The organism is Streptomyces sp. NPDC021356, from assembly GCF_040641015.1.
Lineage (GTDB): Bacteria > Actinomycetota > Actinomycetes > Streptomycetales > Streptomycetaceae > Streptomyces.
Window position 1 is genome coordinate 160,078 of the sequence record NZ_JBFACU010000005.1, and the last position, 21,475, is coordinate 181,552.

Annotated in this window: 21 protein-coding genes; 2 read left to right on the plus strand and 19 right to left on the minus strand. The window is 71.5% G+C overall.

The window, feature by feature from the left end:
- The first annotated feature begins 24 nt into the window (after positions 1-24).
- On the plus strand, positions 25-975 hold the full coding sequence (locus AB0G56_RS08540; RefSeq protein ID WP_360965614.1) for an RluA family pseudouridine synthase: 951 nt from the start codon (positions 25-27) through the stop codon (positions 973-975).
- Here AB0G56_RS08540 and AB0G56_RS08545 read toward each other — a convergent pair.
- The 16 genes from AB0G56_RS08545 to AB0G56_RS08620 all read right to left on the minus strand — a co-directional run bounded on the left by AB0G56_RS08545 (position 969) and on the right by AB0G56_RS08620 (position 18,057).
- Positions 969-2,525 (minus strand): cytochrome P450, encoded by a 1,557-nt coding sequence (locus tag AB0G56_RS08545; protein ID WP_360965617.1) that lies wholly within the window; start codon positions 2,523-2,525, stop codon positions 969-971. The genes AB0G56_RS08540 and AB0G56_RS08545 overlap by 7 nt on opposite strands.
- 145 nt (positions 2,526-2,670) lie before the next feature.
- Entirely contained in the window at positions 2,671-3,291 is a 621-nt protein-coding gene (locus AB0G56_RS08550; protein ID WP_360965619.1) for an ATP/GTP-binding protein, read from the minus strand.
- Positions 3,272-3,676, minus strand: a complete 405-nt coding sequence (locus AB0G56_RS08555) for a DUF742 domain-containing protein (protein WP_360965622.1) — start codon at positions 3,674-3,676, stop codon at positions 3,272-3,274. The genes AB0G56_RS08550 and AB0G56_RS08555 overlap by 20 nt, the downstream gene beginning before the upstream one ends.
- Positions 3,673-4,080, minus strand: coding sequence for a roadblock/LC7 domain-containing protein (locus AB0G56_RS08560; protein ID WP_360965624.1), 408 nt, complete (start codon positions 4,078-4,080; stop codon positions 3,673-3,675). Before AB0G56_RS08560 ends, AB0G56_RS08555 begins: the two co-directional genes overlap by 4 nt.
- Positions 4,077-5,693, minus strand: a complete 1,617-nt coding sequence (locus tag AB0G56_RS08565; RefSeq protein ID WP_360965627.1) for an ATP-binding protein — start codon at positions 5,691-5,693, stop codon at positions 4,077-4,079. Before AB0G56_RS08565 ends, AB0G56_RS08560 begins: the two co-directional genes overlap by 4 nt.
- Positions 5,694-6,069: 376 nt before the next feature.
- The gene (locus AB0G56_RS08570; protein ID WP_360965630.1) at positions 6,070-8,922 is read right to left on the minus strand and encodes a DEAD/DEAH box helicase; all 2,853 of its coding nucleotides are present in this window, start codon (positions 8,920-8,922) and stop codon (positions 6,070-6,072) included.
- A gap of 108 nt (positions 8,923-9,030) precedes the next feature.
- Positions 9,031-9,975 (minus strand): twin-arginine translocase subunit TatC, encoded by a 945-nt coding sequence (tatC, locus tag AB0G56_RS08575; protein WP_360965633.1) that lies wholly within the window; start codon positions 9,973-9,975, stop codon positions 9,031-9,033.
- Between the two features lie 49 nt (positions 9,976-10,024).
- On the minus strand, positions 10,025-10,318 hold the full coding sequence (tatA, locus tag AB0G56_RS08580) for a Sec-independent protein translocase subunit TatA (protein ID WP_360965636.1): 294 nt from the start codon (positions 10,316-10,318) through the stop codon (positions 10,025-10,027).
- A gap of 289 nt (positions 10,319-10,607) precedes the next feature.
- Positions 10,608-10,802, minus strand: a complete 195-nt coding sequence (locus tag AB0G56_RS08585; RefSeq protein WP_360965639.1) for a hypothetical protein — start codon at positions 10,800-10,802, stop codon at positions 10,608-10,610.
- A gap of 415 nt (positions 10,803-11,217) precedes the next feature.
- A complete protein-coding gene (locus AB0G56_RS08590; protein ID WP_360965642.1) occupies positions 11,218-11,511 on the minus strand; it encodes a hypothetical protein in 294 nt (97 codons plus the stop codon).
- Positions 11,508-12,623, minus strand: coding sequence for a WYL domain-containing protein (locus AB0G56_RS08595; RefSeq protein ID WP_360965645.1), 1,116 nt, complete (start codon positions 12,621-12,623; stop codon positions 11,508-11,510). The genes AB0G56_RS08590 and AB0G56_RS08595 overlap by 4 nt, the downstream gene beginning before the upstream one ends.
- Before the next feature lie 18 nt (positions 12,624-12,641).
- Positions 12,642-13,643 (minus strand): WYL domain-containing protein, encoded by a 1,002-nt coding sequence (locus tag AB0G56_RS08600; RefSeq protein WP_360965648.1) that lies wholly within the window; start codon positions 13,641-13,643, stop codon positions 12,642-12,644.
- Between the two features lie 187 nt (positions 13,644-13,830).
- Complete coding sequence (locus AB0G56_RS08605) at positions 13,831-14,202, minus strand: FKBP-type peptidyl-prolyl cis-trans isomerase (protein ID WP_360965651.1); 372 nt, start codon at positions 14,200-14,202, stop codon at positions 13,831-13,833.
- Between the two features lie 60 nt (positions 14,203-14,262).
- Entirely contained in the window at positions 14,263-15,276 is a 1,014-nt protein-coding gene (locus AB0G56_RS08610; RefSeq protein ID WP_360965654.1) for an FKBP-type peptidyl-prolyl cis-trans isomerase, read from the minus strand.
- 141 nt (positions 15,277-15,417) lie between these two features.
- Positions 15,418-16,779, minus strand: coding sequence for a Pup--protein ligase (gene pafA, locus AB0G56_RS08615; protein WP_360965657.1), 1,362 nt, complete (start codon positions 16,777-16,779; stop codon positions 15,418-15,420).
- Positions 16,780-16,788: 9 nt separating this feature from the next.
- Entirely contained in the window at positions 16,789-18,057 is a 1,269-nt protein-coding gene (locus AB0G56_RS08620) for an MFS transporter (RefSeq protein WP_360965660.1), read from the minus strand.
- 148 nt (positions 18,058-18,205) lie between these two features.
- On the opposite strand from AB0G56_RS08620, the gene AB0G56_RS08625 reads away from it, so the two are divergent.
- On the plus strand, positions 18,206-19,222 hold the full coding sequence (locus AB0G56_RS08625) for a LacI family DNA-binding transcriptional regulator (protein ID WP_360965663.1): 1,017 nt from the start codon (positions 18,206-18,208) through the stop codon (positions 19,220-19,222).
- A gap of 67 nt (positions 19,223-19,289) precedes the next feature.
- Here AB0G56_RS08625 and prcA read toward each other — a convergent pair whose 3' ends face one another.
- The 3 genes from prcA to AB0G56_RS08640 are packed head-to-tail and all read right to left on the minus strand — an operon-like array spanning position 19,290 to position 21,418.
- Positions 19,290-20,072 (minus strand): proteasome subunit alpha, encoded by a 783-nt coding sequence (gene prcA / locus AB0G56_RS08630; protein ID WP_360965666.1) that lies wholly within the window; start codon positions 20,070-20,072, stop codon positions 19,290-19,292.
- 60 nt (positions 20,073-20,132) lie between these two features.
- Positions 20,133-20,978, minus strand: coding sequence for a proteasome subunit beta (gene prcB, locus AB0G56_RS08635; protein ID WP_360965668.1), 846 nt, complete (start codon positions 20,976-20,978; stop codon positions 20,133-20,135).
- Positions 20,930-21,418, minus strand: coding sequence for an endonuclease VII domain-containing protein (locus tag AB0G56_RS08640; RefSeq protein WP_360965671.1), 489 nt, complete (start codon positions 21,416-21,418; stop codon positions 20,930-20,932). Before AB0G56_RS08640 ends, prcB begins: the two co-directional genes overlap by 49 nt.
- Between the last annotated feature and the right edge of the window lie 57 nt (positions 21,419-21,475).

Genomic DNA, 21,475 nt, shown 5'->3' on the forward strand with positions numbered 1-21,475 from the left:
ACGGCGCCTCGTAGGCTTCGACGGATGAGACGCAGGACCCGCACTCCGCCCGCTCCCCTCCCCCAGCGCCAGGGGGTGGACCCGGTGCGGGTGCGGCTGCCCGCCGACGGGCCGTGGGCGACCGTGGGCGGGCACCTGGTGGAACGGCTGTCGGGGGCGGCGCCCGGGGCGGTCGCCGCGATGTTCGAGGCGGGGCAGGTCGTCGGGGCCGACGGGCGGGCGGTACCCGCCGACGCGCCGTACGAGCCCGGGATGTGCGTGTGGTTCCACCGGGAGCTGCCCGCGGAGGTACCGGTGCCCTTCCCGCTGGAGGTGGTCCACCGCGACGCCCACCTCGTCGTCGTGGACAAGCCGCACTTCCTCGCCACCACCCCGCGCGGCACGCACGTCACCGAGACCGCGCTGGCCCGGCTCCGCCGCGAGCTGGGCGTTCCGACGCTCGGCGCCGCACACCGCCTGGACCGGCTCACCGCCGGACTGGTGCTGTTCACGGTGCGGCCCGAGGAACGCGGCGCGTACCAGACACTCTTCCGCGACCGCCGGGTGCGCAAGGTCTACGAGGCCGTCGCGCCCTACGATCCGGCGCTCGCCCTGCCCCGGACCGTGCGCAGCCGGATCGTGAAGGAACGCGGGGTGCTCGCCGCCCACGAGGTGCCGGGCGAGCCGAACGCGATCACGCGCGTGGAACTGGTCGAACACCGCGCGGACGGCCTCGCCCGGTACCGGCTGACACCCGCCACCGGGCAGACGCACCAGCTGCGGGTGCACCTGAGCGCGCTGGGCGTGCCGATCCTCGGCGACCCGCTCTACCCGGAGGGGACCGGCCCCGGCCCGGCCGGTGACTTCCGGCGCCCGCTGCAACTGCTGGCGCGGGAGCTGGAGTTCACCGACCCGGTCACGGGGGTGGAGCGCCGGTTCCGCAGCACGCGGATGCTCCAGGCCTGGTCGTCGTACCCGGACTGGGCGGGTCAGTAGCCGCGCCACCACCGCAGGAAGCGCTGCCAGGGCCCGCGCGGGCGGTCCCGCGCGAACTCGGCGTCCGTGGCCGGAGCCGGTGGTGCGGGCGGCGCGGACGGGGCGGCGGCCACCGCGGTCCGGAAGGGGGCCGGGGGCGCCTCACCGGCCGCGGCCCCCGCCGGGACGGACTCGCAGGACGGCTCCGGCGGGGTGGACAGCACGGTGCTGATCTCCCAGGCCGTCCGCTGCTGCGGCACCGGCATCGGGGTGTGGCTCGGCTGGGCCATCACGTCCTGCTGCGGGCGCGGGGTGAACCGCACCGGCAGCTCCACCAGGTGCTGCGAGGCGATCGACTCGGTCCAGCTCAGTTCCTCCTCGGGGCAGTCGAGGCGGATGTCGGGCAACCGCATCAGCAGCTTGTCGACGCCCACGTCGGCGATGGCACGGCCGATGTCCTGTCCGGGGCACTCGTGCGGGCCGCCGCTGAAGGCGAGGTGGGAGCGGTTGCCCTGCATGTCGGCGTCCAGGTCGGGCCGCACCCGGGGGTCGACGTTGCCCGGCGCGATGCCGAGCAGCAACCCGTCGCCGCGGCGGATGCGCCGGCCGCCCAGCTCGGTGTCCTGCTTGGCGAAGTAGGCGAAGATCGTGCTGAAGGGCGGCTCGTCCCACAGGGACTGCTCGACCGCCTCCGGCACCGTCATCTGCCCGCCGTTGAGCTGGGCGCGGAAGCCCGGGTCGGTGAGGACCCGGCGGATGGTGTTGGCCAGCAGGTTCGCGGTCGCCTCGTAGGCGGCGATGAGCACGAGACGCAGGTGCTGGCCGACCTCGTCGTCGTTCAGGCCCGCCGGGTCGGTGATGAGGTGGCTGGTGAAGTCGTCCTCGGGCCGGGCGCGGCGGCGGGCGGCCAGCCGGCGCAGGCAGCCCATGATGTACTCGTTGCTGGCGATGGCGGTGTCGGTGCCCTTGAGCATGTCGCGGGCGCTCTGGACGAGGCGGTCGTCGTACTCCTCGGGCATGCCGAGGACCTCGCACATCACCGCCATCGGCAGGTGCTCGGCGAACTGGTCGACGAGGTCGGCGCGGCCCGTCTCGCAGAACCGGTTGACCAGGCGCTGGGTGGCGCGGCCGATGTGGCGGCGCAGACCGCGGTGGTCGATGGTGGCCATGGCGGCGGTGACCGCGCCGCGCAGCCGCTTGTGCTCGTCGCCCTCGGCGTGCGAGCAGATGGGCTGCCACGCGATGTGCGGCATGAGCGGGTGGTCCGGCTTGACCATGCCCTCCTTGAGCGGCGTCCAGATGCGGCTGTCCCGCGTGAACTGCGACGGCGTACGCACCATGTGCAGGTTCTCGGCATGGCCGAGGACCACCCACATGGGGACGTCGTCGTGCAGCAGCACGGGGGCCACCGGGCCGTGCTGCTCGCGCAGTTGCTCGTAGAGGTCACCGAGGTCGAGCGCCTCGTGGAGCCGGTGCAGGCCGCCGGCGCCGATGCCGTGCGCGGGGCAGCCGGGGGGCGGGGCGGGGGTGCGGTCGTCCGGACCGGTCAGGGACTGGGGTTCAGGCGTCACAACGGTCGCTTTCGGAACGGAAAGGACGGAAGGGGAAGGACGAGGACGGGAGGAGAAGGACGAGGACGGCGGGGAAAGGCGGGGAAGGGCGGGGAAGAACGGGCGGGCAAGCGAGGGCGGGTGAGTGCGGGAGGGGCCGGGCGGCTCAGGTGGGCGAGCCGGTCATGGCCAGGGAGTGCAGGAAGCGCATCAGCGTCATCAGCACGTCCCGGCTGGAGGCCCGGCGCCGCACGTCGCACTCGACCATCGGGATCTCCTCGGCCAGGTCGAGCGCCGTCCGCAGCTCGGCGATCGGGTAACGGGGGGCGTCGGGGAAGGAGTTGATGGCCACCACGAAGGGCACACCGCGCTCCTCCAGCCGCCCCATGACGTCGAAGCTGACCTCCAGGCGGCGGGTGTCGACGAGGACGACCGCGCCGAGCGCCCCCTCGAACAGCCCGTTCCACAGGAACCAGAAGCGTTCCTGGCCCGGGGTGCCGAAGAGGTAGAGCACCAGCTGGTCGGTGATGCTGATGCGGCCGAAGTCCATGGCCACGGTGGTGGCCGTCTTGGACTCGGAGCCGTAGTCGTCGTCGACCCCGATACCGGCCTGGGTCATGGTCTCCTCGGTGGTCAGCGGCCTGATCTCGCTGACCGAGCCGACCATCGTGGTCTTGCCGACCCCGAAACCGCCGACGATGACGATCTTCACCGCGGCCTGGGCCGTGTGCGGCAGGTGGTCCTCGGTCCGCGGGCCGGGGAGGGTGTCAGAGCCGTTGAAGTCCATGCATCACCGCTTCGAGGAGGGAACGGTCGGGGACCGCCTGGCGCACGATCGGGGCGCGCGCCTGTACCAGTTCGGCCGTCAGCAGCTCGGTGATCAGGACCGTCATCGCGCTGAACGGCAGGTTGAGGTAGGCCGACAGTTCGGCCACGGACAGCGGGGCGGTGCACAGCCGCAGCAGTGCCGTCTGCTCGGGGGTGGCGGACGGCGGTGGTTCGGCGCGCGCCACCACGAGGGTGACCAGGTCGAGGGCGGCACGGGCACCGTCCTCACCGGCTCCGGCGACCACGTACAGCCGCTCCGGGTTCTTCTCTTCACCCTGCTTGGCGGGTTTCGGGGGCGGCGGCTCGTGCGCGGGAAAGCGCCTCTGGCGTCGCGGAGGCGTCATACGCTCTGCCCACCGTGCCGGGGCGGACTGGTCAGGTGGGCGCCGATGCGCACCACGAGGTCGCGCATGCGGGCGCTCATCATGCCGGGTTCGGTCCGGATGTCGGCGAGCACGGCGAGGTAGGCGTTGGCACCGGCGGACATCAGGTAGAAGTAGCCGCCGCCGATCTCGATGACGACCAGCTTCATCCGGCCGTCGCTGTCGGGGATCTCGACGGCGACGGCGCTCGCCAGGCTCTGCAGGCCCGCGCAGGCCGCCGCGACCCGGTCGGCCGCGTCCGGGTCGCCGCCGTAGCGGGCGATGCGCAGACCGTCGGCAGAGAGCACCACGATCATCTCGATGCCCGGTACGCCGTCGTTCAGCTCCTTGAGCATCCAGTCGAAGTTGGCGCGCTGCTGGATCACTTGAGGTCCCCCTCGTCGTCGGCTCCGTCACGGGCCGGCTTCTCGATCAGGTGCAGGAATGCGGTCGGGTCCCGGGTGAACGCGGTCGGGTCCGGGCCGGGGTTGTCCTTCTTCAGGCCGTCCCAGAACGCCTCGACCCACAGGCCCGGTTCGGGTTCCTTCTCGGCGGGCTCGGGGACGGCGGCCCGGGGCGTGCTCCACACGGAGCCGCCCTCCTGCTCGGCGCGCTCGGCGGCGACCTGTTCGGCGATGCGTTGGCTGAGCGGGATCTTGACCCGGCTGCGACGCTGCGGCAGACCGTTCGGGGTCCACTCGGTCACCTCGGGGACCTCGTCCTCCATCGGAACGGAGGCGGGGATGCGCGGGCTGGTGGGGCGGCGCTTCTTGGGGGCGCGCTTGGGGCCCTCCACCGCGTCCTCGCCGGGCCGGGGGATGGAGGTGGCGCCGATGCCGTGGGCGAGCCCCGGTGCGGGGTCGGTGGTCATCATGTCGCTGGGCACGACGAGGACCGCGCGGACCCCGCCGTACGCGGAGGCCCGCAGGGAGACCTGCATCTTGTACGCCGTGCACAGGCGGCCCACGACGGCGAGGCCCAGGCGCGGGCTCTCGCCCAGTTCCTGGAGGTCGACCCCGGCCTTGGCCGCCTCGACCATCTTCTCGATCCGGTCGCGGGACTCCTCGTTGAGACTGACACCGCCGTCCTCGATCTCGATGGCGACGCCGGTCTGCACCTCGACGGCGGTGACGTGCACCTTGGTCTGCGGCGGCGAGTAGCGGGTGGCGTTGTCGAGGAGTTCGGCGGCGGCGTGGATGACCGGCTCGACGTCGGTGCCCTTGATGTTGACCTTGGCGATGGAGTGCAGCTCGATCCGGCGGTACTCCAGGATCCGGGACATGGCGCCGCGCAGCACGCTGTACAGGGTGACCGGGTTGGGCCACTGGCGGCCGGGCCGGCCGCCGCCGAGAACGGAGATGGAGTCGGCGAGGCGGCCGATCAGCGCTGTGCCGTGGTCGATGCGCAGCAGGTCGTCGAAGACCTCGGGGCTGCGGCCATGGTCCTCCTCCATCTCCCTCAGTTCCTTGGCCTGCTGGTGCACGATGGCCTGGACGCGGCGGGCGATGCTGACGAAGGAGCGCTGGGTGGAGTCGCGCATCGACTCCTCCTGGTCCACGATCTTGAGGATCATGCGGACCACCGCGCGCTGCGGCTCGGGCAGGCGGCACCACTCCGGGTCCCCGTCGATGAGGTCGCGCATGACCTCGCGCGGGGTGTGGCTGGCGCGCAGGTAGTCGACGGCGGCCGGGAGGATCTCCGAGGCGAGGTAGGCGATCTGCTCGTCGTGGCCGGCGATGCGCTCCTGGAGGTACTCGGTGCGGCGGGCGTGTTCGGCCCGCTGCTCGCGGACGGTACGGCCGCGGCGCACCGCTTCGGCGGCGGTGAGGAGCACGAGAAGGGTGGCGACGGCGCCGCAGCAGCCGACGGCGAGGCGGGCCGGTTCCGTCACCAGGGCGACGGCGGCTCCGGTGACCGCCGCCATCAGTATGACCGGCAGCAGCAGCACGCGCGCGTAAGGAAGTTCGCGGCCGCCAGGAGGCGATTGGACACTCACCATGTAAGCCCTCTGTGACGAATCGGCTGGGGTTCGGGGCAGCTTCCAGTGGGGTATGTCATGGAACTGTCGGACCTTTGAGATGTTTGGGAACAAGCGCACGAATACACCTCAACTCGGTGCGCTGCGGGCGAGCTTAGTCCGACCGGATCAACGCCGTGTCATATTCCGCAAGGGCCTGAAACGGCGCGGGGGACAGGAGTACCCTCGGCGGTTCTGTACGCCCCGAATTCATTCGAACACCGAATGTGACGGTATACGGATAGGCGTACAGGCATACGAAATCCCTCACCGGGACGGGTGAGAAAGACGTCAGGGGGCGTGATGGTGCGCGGATCGACCGCACACCGTCACGCCCCCTGCCCCGAACGGGTGAACCTCACCCGACCGACGAGTAGGCGACCACTCCCCTCAGCAGCCCTTCGACCGCCTTGCGCGCGTTCTTCGTCACGGTGGAGTTCTCCGGCGGAGCCGCCGCCGAGATCTGCCCCAGGACGTCGATGACCTGCTTGCACCAGCGCACGAAGTCCCCGGCCGGCATCTCCGCCTCGCGCAGCACCTCGTCGAGCCCCTTGCCCGAGGCCCACATGTACGCGGCCCAGGCGAAGCCGAGGTCGGGCTCGCGCTGGCCGACCCCCTCGGTCTGGCTGATGCGGAAGTCCTCCTCCAGGGCGTCGAGGCGGCCCCAGATGCGCACCATCTCGCCGAGCGCGGCCTTCGCCTTGCCGGAGGGCAGCTTGGGCGCCATGGCGTCGTCTCCGACCCGGGCCTCGTAGACCAACGCGGAGACGCAGGCGGCCAGTTCGGCCGGACCCAGGCCCTCCCACACGCGCTCGCGCAGGCATTCGCTGGCGAGCAGGTCGAGTTCGCCGTACAGCCGGGCCAGCCGCTTGCCGTGCTCGGTCACCTCGTCACCGCGCAGGTAGTCCAGCTCGGTGAGGAGGGCGACGATCCGGTCGAAGGTGCGCGCGATCGTGTTCGTACGGCCCTCGATGCGGTGCTCCAGCTGTTTGGTGTCGCGCATCAGCCGGTGGTAGCGCTCGGCCCAACGGGCGTGGTCCTCACGGTCGTTGCAGCCGTGGCAGGGGTGGGCGCGCAGCGCGGTGCGCAGCCGCGCGATCTCCCGGTCGTCGGCCGCCTGCGAGCGCCGCTTGCGGTGCCGGTCGGGCGGAATGTGCCCGGCCTTGGTGCGCAGCGCGGAGGCCAGGTCGCGGCGGGACTGCGGGGAGCGGGGGTTGAAGGACTTCGGGATCCGCATCCGCTCCAGCGGCTCGACGGGCACCGGGAAGTCGATGGCCCCCAGCCGCTTGACCTGCCGCTCGGCGGTCAGGACGAGCGGGCGCGGGCCGTCCTGGTACTCGAAGCCGCGGTGGCCGCCCGCCCGGCCGGCCGGCAGGCCCGGGTCGAGGACCAGCGCCAGGCCCGCGAACTTGCCGGTGGGCACGTGGATGACGTCGCCGGGCTTGAGCTTCTCCAGGGCGACGGCGGCCTCGGCCCGCCGCTGGACGGCGCCCTGCCGGGCCAGCTCGTTCTCCCGGTCCTTCAGCTCGCGGCGCAGCCGCGCGTACTCCGCGAAGTCACCGAGGTGGCAGGTCATCGACTCCTTGTAGCCCGACAGCCCCTCCTCGTTGCGCTGCACCTGCCGGGAGATGCCGACGACCGACTTGTCCGCCTGGAACTGCGCGAAGGAGGTCTCCAGCAGCTCCCGGGAGCGGTGCCGGCCGAACTGCTCGACCAGGTTGACCGCCATGTTGTACGACGGCTTGAAGCTGGAGCGCAGCGGGTAGGTCCGGGTGCCCGCCAGGCCCGCCAGGTGCTCGGGGTTCATGGCGCGCTGCCACAGCACCACCGCGTGGCCCTCGACGTCGATGCCGCGCCGGCCCGCCCGGCCGGTCAGCTGGGTGTACTCGCCGGGGGTGATGTCGGCGTGCTGCTCGCCGTTCCACTTGACGAGCTTCTCCAGGACCACCGAGCGGGCGGGCATGTTGATGCCCAGGGCGAGGGTCTCGGTGGCGAAGACCGCCTTGACCAGGCCGCGCACGAACAGTTCCTCGACGACCTCCTTGAAGGTCGGGAGCATGCCTGCGTGGTGGGCGGCGATGCCGCGCTCCAGGCCCTCCAGCCACTCGTAGTAGCCGAGGACGTGCAGGTCCTCGCGCGGGATGGCGGCGGTGCGCTCCTCGACGAGGACGCGGACCTTTCCCCGCGCCTCCTCGTCGTTGAGCCTGAGGCCCGCGTACAGGCACTGCTGGACCGCCGCCTCGCAGGCGGCGCGGCTGAAGATGAAGGTGATGGCGGGCAGCAGGCCCTCGGCGTCCAGCCGCTCGATGACCTCGGGGCGGCTCGGCGTCCAGATCCGGGAGCGCTGGCGGCGCTCGCGCTCCCGGTCCGCCTCGCGCATGTTCCGGCCGCGCCTGCGGTCCTGGTACGACGGGCGGCTGGCCTCCATGCGGGCCATGCGCGTCAGGTCGGGGTTGACGGCCTTCTTGTGGCCCTCGCCCTCCTCGAACAGGTCGTACATCCGGCGGCCGGCCAGCACGTGCTGGAACAGCGGGACGGGCCGGTGCTCGGAGACGATCACCTCGGTGTCGCCGCGCACGGTGTCCAGCCAGTCGCCGAACTCCTCGGCGTTGGACACGGTCGCCGACAGTGACACCAGCGTCACCGACTCCGGCAGGTGGATGATCACTTCCTCCCAGACGGCGCCGCGGAAGCGGTCGGAGAGGTAGTGCACCTCGTCCATGACCACGTAGCCGAGGCCGCGCAGCGTCTGCGAGCCGGCGTACAGCATGTTCCGCAGCACCTCCGTGGTCATCACGACCACCGGGGCGTCGGAGTTGACGCTGTTGTCGCCGGTGAGGAGACCGACCTTGCCGCTGCCGTAACGGCGGCACAGGTCGGAGTACTTCTGGTTGGACAGCGCCTTGATGGGTGTCGTGTAGAAGCACTTCTTGCCCTGCTGGAGGGCGAGGTGGACGGCGAACTCGCCCACGATCGTCTTGCCGGAGCCGGTGGGCGCGGCGACCAGCACGCCCTTGCCCGCCTCAAGGGCCCGGCAGGCCTCGATCTGGAACGGGTCGAGGCCGAAGTCGTACATCTCGCGGAAACCCGCGAGCGCGGTGGCCTGCTCGGCAGCTCGCCTGCGCGCTGCCGCGTACCGCTCGGCCGGTGAGAGGTCCTGAGTCATCGTGCTTTCGAGCGTACCGGGCCGCACTGACAACAGGACGATCATTATCCCGATCGGGCCGGGAGCCGACCGCCGTCACGGCACCCACGGGCCCCGGACAGACAGAAGCCGGCCGCTCGCGGGGCGAGCGGCCGGCCCGGTGCGCGGGGCGGCTCAGGTCACGTCGTCGTAGCCGTTGACCCTTTCCGTGCCGGACTGCTCCGGCAGGGCCCGGTTGGCGGAGACCGGCTCCACGTCGCCGATGTCCTCGGGGGTGAGGTCGAGGTCGGAGGCCTCGTCGTCGGACAGGCCCGTCCCGGCGCGGCGGAGCCTGCGGCGGTCGTTGAGCAGGGAGAACGCCACGGCGATGAAGAACAGACCCCAGATCGGCGCCGCCAGGGACAGCATCGTGCCGGGGTCGGGGCTGGGCGTGGCCACGGCGGCGAAGGCGGCGATGCCGACGATCATGCCGCGCCACCAGCCGAGCATGCGCCGACCGGACAGGACGCCGGTGAGGTTGAGCATGATCAGCAGCAGCGGCATCTCGAAGGCGAGGCCGAAGACGACGACCATGCGGATGCTCAGGTCGAGCAGGTCGTCCAGGGGCAGCAGGTTCTCCGCCTGGCTGGGCGTCAGGTCGATCAGGAACTTCGCCGTCGTCGGCAGCACGTTGTATGCGAGGTAGCCGCCGGCCAGGAAGAGCGGGAAGCCGAACGCCACGAAGGCGTAGGCGTACTTCTTCTCGTGCCGGTGCAGACCCGGCGCGACGAAGGCCCACAGCTGGTAGAGCCAGACCGGCGCCGCCAGCACGATGCCCGTCGTCAGCGCGACCTTCAGGGCCAGGGTGAAGGGCGCGAGCAGACCGCTGACCGTGAGGTGGGCGCAGTGGTTGTCCTTGGCCTTCGCCAGTTGCCCGAAGGTCTGCGGGCACCCGATGGAGTCCAGCACCGGCTTCGTGATGAAGTTGGTGATGTCCTTGTAGTAGAAGGCCGCCACCACCGTCACGACGAGAATCGCCGCGACACCCTTCGCGAGCCGGTTGCGCAGCTCACGCAAGTGGTCCGCGAGCGGCATACGCCCCTCGGGATCCCTCTCCTTCTTGGGGGCAGGCTTGAGCAACCCACATCCTCATCTCGTGCAGTGGACCGGAGAGGTCCCGGTCCTCGCGTCAGCGCTGGGGAGTCGTGTCCGTCGGCTCGGCGACCGGGCGGGAGCTCGTCACGTCACCGGGGGAGGCCTGGATCGTGCGCTGCGCCTGCGGGGTCTGCTCCTCCTCGGCCGGCTGGGCGGTGGTCGAGGACGCCTTGCCGTCGCCCTTCATCGCCTTGGCCTCGCTCTTCAGGATGCGAGCGGACTTGCCGAGCGAGCGCGCCATGTCCGGCAGCTTCTTCGAGCCGAACACCAGGACGATCACGAGAATCAACAGCACCAGGTGCCACGGCTCGAGTGCGTTGCGGAACATCTGTCTTCACCTTCTCACTGAGGCGGGGCGGCGGGTCCTGACCGACCGGACGGACAGGGGTCTGACCATCGTGCTGACAGCGATCGTATCGCCCGGGGATGAACTCGAAACCATCCCCACGTGTACTCGTGCCGTGCGGACCGCGCCTCGATCACCGGGCCGCGCCTAGAGCGTACCCAGCCACAAGAGCGTGGGTACAGGCCGCGGCACTCCACCGGACCTGACGTTTCGAACTTCACAGAAGTTCCCGGGCCGCTCCGGCCCGGCCGGGACCGGCTCAGGCGCGGGCTCATCGGGGGTCGGCGGCCCGCGCCGCGCTCACGGCAGCCCGCTCCAGATCCTCGGCGGCCCTGTTGATGCGCCGCGCCGAGTCCGACACCTGCCTGCCGAGGCGTTGCGCCTCCAGGAAGACCCGGACCGCCAGCACACCGAGGACGGCAAGTCCCAGAAACCCCGCAGCTACCGCGAACATCGGCCACACCATGCCCCTGAGCCTAGACGGTCCGGGAAGGCGCTCCGTCCGGGCCGACGGCCTCAGGGCGGGCGTCGCGGCTGCGAACGGCCTCGGCGGGTCCCCGACCGGCCCGTGCCCGCCCGTTCCGTCAGGTCAGGTACCGGGCTGTCCGTACGCCGGCGGCGCCACGCGGATGTCCTCACCTGCGGATCAGGCGCCTCCTCCTGGCCGGCCGATCCGGTCCTGCCGGTCCGGGTGCGATCCGTCCGGCGGGCCCGCGTCCCCCTGCTCTCTTCCCGGCGGCGAAGACCCGCGGGAAGAGGCCCGGGCTCCCGCGTGCCGACACCGGCCGCGTCCCTGCCGCCCTCCCGGGTCCCCCGGGCCGTGCCTCACATCAGTGGACGCGGACGTCAGCCCGCTCGCCGGGCCGCCCCGCGGTCCGGCCTCAGACGGCGCCGTGCAGTCGCAGCGCCCTGACCCCACCGCTGGTGAGCAGTTCGACGATGCGCTCCCCCGCGGGCTTGCGGGCCGAGACGCCGCACGCGGGGCAGGTGAAGGAGTAGAAGGTGGTACGGCTGCTGGCGCCGACCACCAGACGCAGCGCGCTCGCGTCGAGTTCGAAGCAGGCCCGGCAGTCGGGGCAGCCCGCGCGGAACACCGCGGGCGTCACGTTGCGCATCCCGGCGAAGGCCGCCGCCACCGACATCCCCCCGCCTCCGGGGGTCGTCGTCTCGCTCACAGCGCCCGCTCCTGCCTGTCGTGGGGCCGGGCAGGCTCCGGCGAGCCGCCGTGCGCGGTGTGGCCGGCCGGGGTGCGCCCGGCCGCCGCGACCGCCCCGCCGGTCCGCCGTTCCCGGCCGGTCTCCTCCACGACGCCGTCGTACGCCGCGAGGGCGTCGCGCGCCGCCCGGCGGGCGCTGTCGGCCAGCGCGGCCGGGGCGACGATCCGGCCGTCCCGGCCCAGGCGCAGCGCCAGGCGTCTGAGCGAGGCCGGGTCGGGGGTGCGCAGCGTGATGCGCAGCCCGCCCTCGGGTAGTTCCTCGGCGCTGTCGTGCGGGTAGTACTCGGCGACCCAGCGCCCGCCCGGGCCGACCTCGACGACGACCTCGGGGTCCTCCGCGGCGGGCTGCACCAGCGCCTCGGACAGGTCGCGCAGCTCTATCTCCGGGGGTGCGGACGGCTCGTCGAGGATCTTGATCTCGGCGACCCGGTCGAGCCGGAAGGTGCGGCGCGCCTCGGAGCGGCGGCACCAGGCCTCCACGTACGTGTGTCCGACGCTGACCAGGCGGATGGGGTCGATCTCGCGCTCGGTGACCTCGTCACGCGCGGGCGAGTAGTAGCGGATCCACAGGCGGCGCCGCTCGGAGATGGCCCGGTCGACGTCGGCGAAGACGCCGCCCTCGGACTCGAAGGTCACCGAGAGGCGCGAGCTGGCGCCCGCCACCTCACCGGCCGCGGTCTCCACCTTGGCGGTCGCCCGCAGCAGCGCCTGGCGGTCGCTCTCGCGCAGCCCCGGCAGGGTGGCCACCGCGCGGGCCGCGACGAGCAGCGCGGTCGCCTCGTCGGCGGCCAGCCGCAGCGGCTCGGCGGCGTCCGCGCCGAGCGCGGCCGGGTTGTGCCACCAGATGCGCTCGCCGTCGGTGTCGATGTCGAGCAGGTCGCCGCCGCGGAAGCTGGTGCCGCACATGGGCAGCACGTCGAGGTCGGAGACCAGCTCGTCCTCGCTGATGCCGAAGGCGCGCGCCACGTCCTCGATCCGGGCGCCCGGGCGCTCCCTCAGGTAGGTCACCAGGGAGAGCATCCGCCGGGTCTGGTCGATGGCGTTCGTGGGCCTGACCGGTTTGCCTGCCACTGTGTCGCTCGCTCCCCCTCAGCCCTTGGCCACGGCACGCAGCCGGTCCACCACGTCGGCCCGCAGCTCGGCGGGTTCCAGGACCACCACGTCCGGTCCGAACTCCACCAGCCAGGCGTCCAGTCCGTGCCCGTACGGGATGTCCAACTCGTCCCAGCCGTCGCCGAGTTCCCGGACGGCGGTCGCCTTCGCCCGAAGGGGGTACCCGGCCCCCGAGCGCAGCCGGATCCGCGCCGAGCGGTCGGCGATCTCGCCCGCCCAGCCCGCGACGGTCTCCCGCACGGTGACGACGTCCGGCACGGGAGCGGTGAACCGGGCGCCGCGCGAGCGCACCTTGCCGGTGATCCGCGACAGCCGGAACACCCGCTCGGCGCCGCGGTCGCGGTCGAAGCCGGCCAGGTACCAGTGGCCGCGCCAGCACTCCAGCGCCCACGGCTCCACGTGCCGGGGCTCGGGGCGGGCGGCGCTGGCCTTGCGGTAGTCGAAGAGGACCGGGCGGCGGTCGCGGCAGGCCAGCATCAGCGGCTCGAACGCGGCCTCGTGCACCGGGATGCGCGGCTCCAGGGCGCTGTGCGCCTCGTACGGGTCGACGTCCTCGGGCAGCCCGGCCGCACGCAGCTTCTGCAGGGCGCCGCTGGCGGCCCCGGCGAGCCGGGCCTGCTGCCAGACCTTGGCCGCCAGCCCCAGGGCGGCGGCCTCCTCGGCGTCCAGGGTGATGGGCGGCAGCCGGTTGCTGTCCCGGCGGGCCAGGTAGCCGACCTCGCCGTCCAGACTCTCCACGGTCTCGATGACGAGTCCCAGCTCGCGCAGGTCGTCCTTGTCCCGCTCGAACATGCGGTTGAAGGAGTCGTCGGATCCCGACGCACCCCTGTCCGGTCCGGGGGCCGTGCCCCTGCCCGGTCCGAAGGCCTCGACGTAGGCCTCGATGGACTCGCGCAGCTCGCGCTTGCTGAGCGGCCGCCGGGTCCCGAGCAGGCACAGCGCGAGGTTCATCAGCCGCTCGGCCTTGGCAATGGCCATCGACGCCCGTCACCTTCCTCATGGTGCTACTGCCGATGACCGTACCGCCCCGCGGCGCGGTGGCAAAAGCCGAGGGCCCATGCCCGGCCGGGCATGGGCCCCAGGGGAATCCCATCCCGCGGGGACCGACCGGCTTCCCGGACGGATCCGCGCGGCGGCGATCAGCCCCGGAGACGGCCGACGGCGATCAGACCCCGAGCAGGTCGACGACGAAGATCAGCGTCTCACCGGGCTGGATCGCCGGGGTCGGGCTCTGGTTGCCGTAGGCCAGGTGGGCCGGGATGGTCAGCTGGCGCCGGCCGCCGACCTTCATGCCCTGCACGCCCAGGTCCCAGCCCTGGATGACACGGCCGCCGCCCAGCGGGAAGCGGAAGGGGGTGCCCCGGTTCCAGCTGGCGTCGAACTCCTCGCCGGTGCTGAAGGCGACACCCACATAGTGGACGGTGACGGTCTGACCCGCCTGCGCCACCTCGCCGTCGCCCTCCCAGATGTCCTTGATCTCCAGGTCCGCCGGGGGCTCGCCGCCCGGGAAGTCGATCTCGGGCTTGTCGATGCTCACGTCTCTAGCTCCTGCTTGTCTGCGAAAAGGCAACATCCACAGTCTTACATCCCCGGCTGCTCACATCGCGGCCAGGATGTCCACGGAGAACACCAGCGTGGAGTCCTTCTGGATGCCGCTGTCCGGCGGCGGGTTGTCGCCGTATCCGAGGGACGGCGGGATGACGATCAGGACCCGGCTGCCGACCTTCTTGCCGGTCAGGCCCTGCGCCCACCCCTTGACGACCTGCTGGAGCGAGAACGATGTCAGCTGGTTCCTCTTGTACGTCGAGTCGAACTCCTTGCCGCCGTCCCACAGCACGCCCTTGTACTGCACGAGCACGGTGCTCTCCGCCTTGACCACCGGACCGTCGCCCTCGATGACGTAGTCCGCCACCAGCTTCTTCGGCGCCGGCTTCCTGGGCACGTCGAGGGAGGGGGCCGCGCCGTCGGTGTCGGTGCCGACCTTGGGCAGGTTCGCGTCGTTCTGCGGGACCGTCCTGCCCTTGGCCGAGCTCTTGGAGTTGAACGCGTCCTGCACGTCGACGACGAACACCAGCGTGTCGGTGCCCTTGATGCCTGCCTGAGCGTTGCCCTGCTTGCCGTAGCCCCAGGTCGGCGGGACCGAGAACTGCACCCGGCTGCCGACCTTCTTGCCGGCCAGCGCGTAACGCCAGCCGTCGATGATCGTGCCCTGCGCGAGCTGGATGAGCAGGGGCGTCTTGCGGTCGTAGGAGTTGTCGAAGACCTTCGCCGTGTCCCAGATCTGGCCCAGGTAGTGCGCCTGGACGTAGTCGTTCTCCGCCACCGTACGGCCGCCGCCCGCGATCACCGTCTTGACCGCGACGTCCTTGGACGGGGTGCCTCCGCCCTTGGCGACGGTCGGCTTCTCGCCGAACTTCGTGCCAGCCGTGATCGCCGGGAGCGGCCCGGAGACGATCTTCGGCGGCGGTGCGGCGGACGTCGCCGGGGCCGTGGGCGACGGCGACTGCGAGACGGTGTCACCGGCACTGCCCGAGCCGGACTTGTCGTTGCCGCAGGCGGCCAGGGTGACCAGTCCCGCGGGAGCGGAAAGAAGCAGAGAGCGTCGGCGCACGGTGGGCCTCGTAATCGGTCGATCTTGTGGATGGCGTGCGCGCAACTCTACGGTGCGAGAAGGGCGCCGCACGTGAAACGTACGGCGCCCGTGTGGCGTTCCGGCAATCAGCGCGGGAACGCGTCACTCACCTCGTCCGGGTCACATTCCGGCAATCAGCTTCTCCACCCGGTCGTCCACCGAACGGAACGGGTCCTTGCACAACACCGTGCGCTGCGCCTGATCGTTCAGCTTCAGGTGCACCCAGTCGACCGTGAAGTCACGGCGCTGCTCCTGCGCCCGCCGGATGAAGTCGCCGCGCAACCGCGCCCGAGTGGTCTGCGGCGGTACCGACTTGCCCTCGAAGATCTTCAAGTCGTTGCAGATCCGCGTTGCTTGGCCCTTCTTCTCCAGCAGGTAGTACAGCCCACGACGGCGGTGGATGTCGTGGTAGGCGAGGTCTATCTGGGCGACCCGCGGATGCGACATGGTCATGTTGTGCTTGGCCCGGTACCGCTCGATGAGCTTGTACTTCATCACCCAGTCGATCTCGGTGCCGATCCGGTCGAGGTCCTCGCTCTCGATCGCGTCCAGCGTGCGGCCCCACAGCTCCAGCACCTGCTCCACCGTGCCGGTGCGGACGCCGCGGCGCTCGCAGAAGTCCACGGCCTTCTCGTAGTACTCCCGCTGCACCTCCAGGGCGGAGGCCTCGCGGCCGCTGGCCAGGCGTACCTTGCGGCGGCCCGTGATGTCGTGGCTGACCTCGCGGATCGCCCGGATCGGGTTCTCCAGGGTCAGGTCACGCATCACCGTGCCCGCCTCGATCATGCGCAGCACCAGGTCGGTGGCCCCGACCTTCAGCAGCATCGTCGTCTCGGACATGTTCGAGTCGCCCACGATGACGTGCAGCCTGCGGTAGCGCTCGGCGTCCGCGTGCGGCTCGTCGCGCGTGTTGATGATCGGCCGGGAGCGGGTCGTCGCCGAGGAGACACCCTCCCAGATGTGCTCGGCTCGCTGACTCACGCAGTACACGGCCCCGCGCGGTGTCTGCAGGACCTTTCCGGCACCGCAGAGCAACTGCCTGGTGACCAGGAACGGAATGAGGATGTCCGCGAGCCGGGAGAACTCCCCGTGCCGCGCCACCAGATAGTTCTCGTGACAGCCGTAGGAGTTGCCCGCCGAGTCCGTGTTGTTCTTGAAGAGGTAGACGTCGCCCGCGATTCCCTCCTCGTGCAGGCGTCGTTCCGCGTCTACCAGGAGTCCCTCGAGAATGCGCTCGCCGGCCTTGTCGTGGGTGACCAGTTCGGTCACATTGTCACACTCGGGTGTCGCGTATTCCGGATGTGACCCCACGTCGAGATAGAGCCGGGCGCCGTTTCGCAGAAACACATTGCTGCTGCGGCCCCATGACACGACACGGCGGAAGAGGTACCGCGCCACCTCGTCAGGCGACAGGCGGCGCTGTCCCCTGAACGTGCACGTGACGCCGTACTCGTTCTCCAGCCCGAAAATGCGGCGGTCCATGACTGAACATTACGCCCGATCCCCCGAGCTGAAACGGGGTTCGACAGCACGATTTGGATCATTTTCCGATGAAGCCGCAACGACCGGCCGCCCGGCGGGAGCTGCGAGGACCGATCCGGTGGCCAGCAGCACCAGCAACGACACGGCCCCCGCCCCCGCCGGCACGGCGAACCCCCACAGCGCGCCGCCCGCCTGGACCACCGGGCCCGCGACCCCCGTCCCCACCGACGCGCCCACCGTGAACGTCGTCACCAGCCAGGAGAACGCCTCCGTCACCGTCCCCCTCGGCGCGTGCCGGTCCACGATGATGAACGCACAGGCGATGCACGGCGCCAGGAACAGCCCGGACACCACCGTCAGCAGCACCATCGCCACCGCGCCCGGCATCAGCGTCAGCGGCAGGTAACACACCGCCAGAAGCGCCACCAGCACCCGCAGTCGCCGCTCGGGCACACCCGCCCACTGCCGCGCCCCGTATACGGCCCCGCCGACCAGCGCGCCGAGCCCCAGCGCCGCCATCAGCCAGCCGTACACCGCGTCGCCCCCGTGCTCGTCCGCGTACGGCACCGCCGCCACCGTGATCGAGCCCAGCGCGATCCCGATGAACAGGAACGCCCCCAGCAGGGCCAGCAGACCGGGCGAGCGCAGGGCACCCAGCCAGTGCGCCTCGCGCGGCGCCGAACGCCAGGCCCGGGAAGGGGCCGAGAGGACCACCGACAGCGCGCCCAGCACCCCGAGGACGTTCAGCGCCACCAGGGCGGCCTGCGCCGACCACAGCGACACGCACAGCGTCACCAGCAACGGTCCGACGGTGAACATGACTTCCTGCGCCACCGCGTCCATCGCGTACGCCACGTGCACCTGCTCCTGGCCGCGCAGCACGGAGGGCCACAGGGCCCGCAGACCGCCCTCCAGCGGCGGGGTGAAGAGCCCGGCCGCGGCCACCGCCGCCCAGGCGAGCACGGGCGAGCGCGTCCCGGTGAACGCGAAGGCGGACATCGCCAGGGCCGCCGCCAGCGCCGCGGGCAGCTGGACGCGGGGCTGCCCGTAGAGGTCGACCAGCCGTCCGAGCACCGGCTGGCCCACCGCGTTCGCGACGCCGTACACCGCCGCCAGCGCCCCAGCGAGGCTGTACGTGCCGCCCTCGGCGCGGACGAACAGCACGATCGCGATAGCCGCGGTCGCGTTCGGCAGCCGCCCCACGAGCGTGCCGGTCAGCAGCCGGGCGGCGTGCCGCGCCCTGAGGATCTCCAGGTATCCCGCGAATCCCGCGGCCATCGCACGCCCTCCAGCGAACCAAGTTTTACGTATAACTTCTCCCGCCATACGTACCATGTGCGCTGTTCACCAGTCCAGACGACGGACGTGGACCGAAGGGCCGGAGCGTCCGGCGGCACACGCCCAGCAGCTAAGGAGCAGCGCCACGGTGGCACGAGGAAGCACGCGCCCCACCAGCCGGGACGTCGCCCAGGCCGCCGGGGTCTCGCAGGCCGCCGTCTCCCTGGTCCTCGGCGACAAGTGGCGCGGCCGGGTCTCGGAGCCGACCGCCCAGCGGGTCCGGCAGGCCGCCCTCGACCTCGGCTACCGGCCCAACCTCGCCGCCCGCAACCTGCGCCTCGGCCACACCCGGACCGTCCTGCTCGTCGTCCCCGCCCTGACCACCGAGTTCTTCGCCGGCGTCTACACCGGCGCCGCCCGGGTGGCCGCCGACCACGGCTTCGGCGTCGTCCTCTACCCCTCCCCGGAAGGCATCGGCCCGGCGCGGAACCCCTTCGCCTCCGCCCAGGCCGCCCTCGACGGCGTGATCGCCTCCTCCATGGCCGCCGACGCCCTCACCGCCATCCGCGGCGACCAGCTGCCCCTGGTCATGCTGGACAGCGACCCCGAGGGCAGCCTCGGCGCGGCCACGGTGAACCTGGACATCGCCGACGGCGTACGCCAGGTCGCCGACCACCTCCTCGGCCTCGGCCACCGGCGCTTCCTCCACCTCGCCGCCGACGTGCCCTCCTGGACCTTCGAGGTGCGCTCCAGGGAACTGGCCGCCCGCGTGGGCGCCCGGCCCGACACCTCCGTGCGCACCGCCCGCGCCCCGATCTCCATCGAGGACGCCCGGGCCGCCACCGAGGCCGCGCTCCACGCACCAGGGCCCCGTCCCACCGCGCTGGTCTGCGACGACGACAAACTGGCCGCGGGCGCCTACAAGGCGCTGCGCCGCCTCGGCCTGCGGGTCCCCGACGACCTGTCCGTCACAGGCCTGGACGACCTGGCCCTGGCCACCGCCATCGACCCCGAACTGACCACCGTGCGGCTGGACGCGGAACTCTTCGGCGAACGCGGCATGCACGCCCTCCTGGCGGTCCTGGAGGGCCGTACGCCGCACGGCGGCGACATCCCGGTGGAACTGGTGGTCCGCGGCTCCACGGCCCCGCCACGGCCCTCCTGAGACACCGGTGCCCCGGCCGTGGCGTCGAAGAGACGCCGGCCGGGGCACCCGGAACACCCGCGGCGGGCTACTTCCCGGTCTCGTCCGACCCGGTCCCGTCGGACCCGGAGGAGTCCTCCGGCTCGTCGGTGTCCTTGGACGTGTCGGTGCTGCCGCCGCGCAGCAGCCGGGCCAGCTGCGGACCCACGATGCGCCTGAACTTGCGCTGCTGCGGACGCGTCCGGTCCAGTACGGCCACTTCCAGGCGCTCCGCGGGAATCTCCCGCTCGCTGCCGTTGGTGTCGCGGGACAGCGCCTGCACCGCCAGCTTCAGCGCCTCGGCCAGCGTCATCCCGTCCCGGTGGCGCTGGTCCAGGTAACCGCTGATCTGCTCGGCGTTGCCGCCGACCGCGACCGAGCCGTGCTCGTCCACGATCGACCCGTCGTGCGGCAGCCGGTAGATCTGATCGCCCTCCGGGGTCTCCCCCACCTCGGCGACCACCAGCTCCACCTCGTACGGCTTCTCCGCCGCGCTGGAGAAGATCGTGCCCAGCGTCTGGGCGTAGACGTTGGCCAGACCGCGCGCGGTCACATCGTCCCGGTCGTAGGTGTAACCCCGCAGGTCGGCGTAGCGGACACCGCCGATCCGCAGGTTCTCGTACTCGTTGTACTTGCCGGCGGCCGCGAACCCGATCCGGTCGTAGATCTCGCTGAACTTGTGCAGCGCACGGGACGGATTCTCACCGACGAAGACGATTCCGTCGGCGTACTGGAGCACGACCAGGCTGCGGCCGCGGGCGATGCCCTTGCGGGCGTACTCCGCCCGGTCCGCCATCGCCTGCTGGGGTGAGACATAGAACGGCGTCGACACCGGTTATCCGTCCCTTTCTGTAGAGGTCACTCGATCACCCTGGGCAAGGACCGGCCGCCGCTACAGCAGCGCGGCCCTCGGGCCGTCCGGCTGCTCCAGACGCCGCTGCAGCACCGAGCGGGCGATCTCGGAGGACTCGTCCTCGGTGAGCCGGCGGAAGCCGTCATCGGTGATCACGGTGACGATCGGATAGATCCGGCGGGCGACATCGGGACCACCGGTCGCCGAGTCGTCGTCTGCCGCGTCGTACAGGGCCTGCACCACCAGCGTGGTCGCCTCGGCCTCGGTCAGGTCCTCGCGGAAGAGCTTCTTCATGGCACCGCGCGCGAAGATCGAACCGGAGCCCGTGGCCGCGTAGCCGTGCTCCTCGCTACGGCCGCCGGTGACGTCGTAGGAGAAGATGCGGCCCTTGTCGCGGTCGACGTCGTACCCCGCGAAGAGCGGCACGACGGCGAGGCCCTGCATGGCCATGCCCAGGTTGGAACGGATCATGGTCGACAGCCGGTTCGCCTTGCCCTCCAGCGACAGCTGCGCGCCCTCGACCTTCTCGAAGTGCTCCAGCTCCAGCTGGAACAGCTTGACCATCTCCACGGCCAGACCGGCCGTACCGGCGATGCCGACGGCCGAGTACTCGTCCGCCGGGAACACCTTCTCGATGTCCCGCTGCGCGATGACGTTCCCCATGGTGGCGCGCCGGTCACCGGCCAGCACGACGCCCCCGGGGAAGGTCACGGCCACGATCGTCGTGCCGTGCGGCGCCTCCAGCACCCCCTGCGCGGGCGGCAGCTGCCGCTTGCCGGGCAGCAGCTCGGGCTGGTGCTCGGAGAGGAAGTCCATGAAGGACGAGGACCCAGGCGTCAGGAAGGCAGCTGGTAGACGCCCGGTGCTACGAGTGTTGGCTTCCACGCGTTTCCTTCCACATAAGCAGCAGCCCGCCTCATGACATCGGGCCGATCCTTGAACTGCCCCAGTGCGGCGTTGCAGCTGAAGCACAGTACGCCACGGACCCTACCCGTCTCATGGCAGTGATCCACATGCTCCGGCGGAGCCGACAGACATATACAGCGGACGCCTCCCCGGCAGGTGATCAACTCGTCGCGCTCAGCTTCGGTGAGGCCGTACCGGCGCTTCAGATGATCTTGCTGCCTCCGGATCGCCCGGCAGGTCTTGCAGCGGGTCGACAGGCCGTCGGAGGCTGTCGCGTTGCGATGCCACTCACCGGGGGGCTCGATTTCGCCACGCACCCGGCAGGGCTCGTGCCCCGCCGGGACGTCGGCCTTCTCGCGGACCGGCTTTCCCATGGCCTCCGGCCGGCGCCGGTAGTGCGCGGCACCGTACTCCGCCACGCACTCCCGGCGGTAGGCCTGGAGGCCATCCCTTCGATGCTCGATCCCGTGCGAACG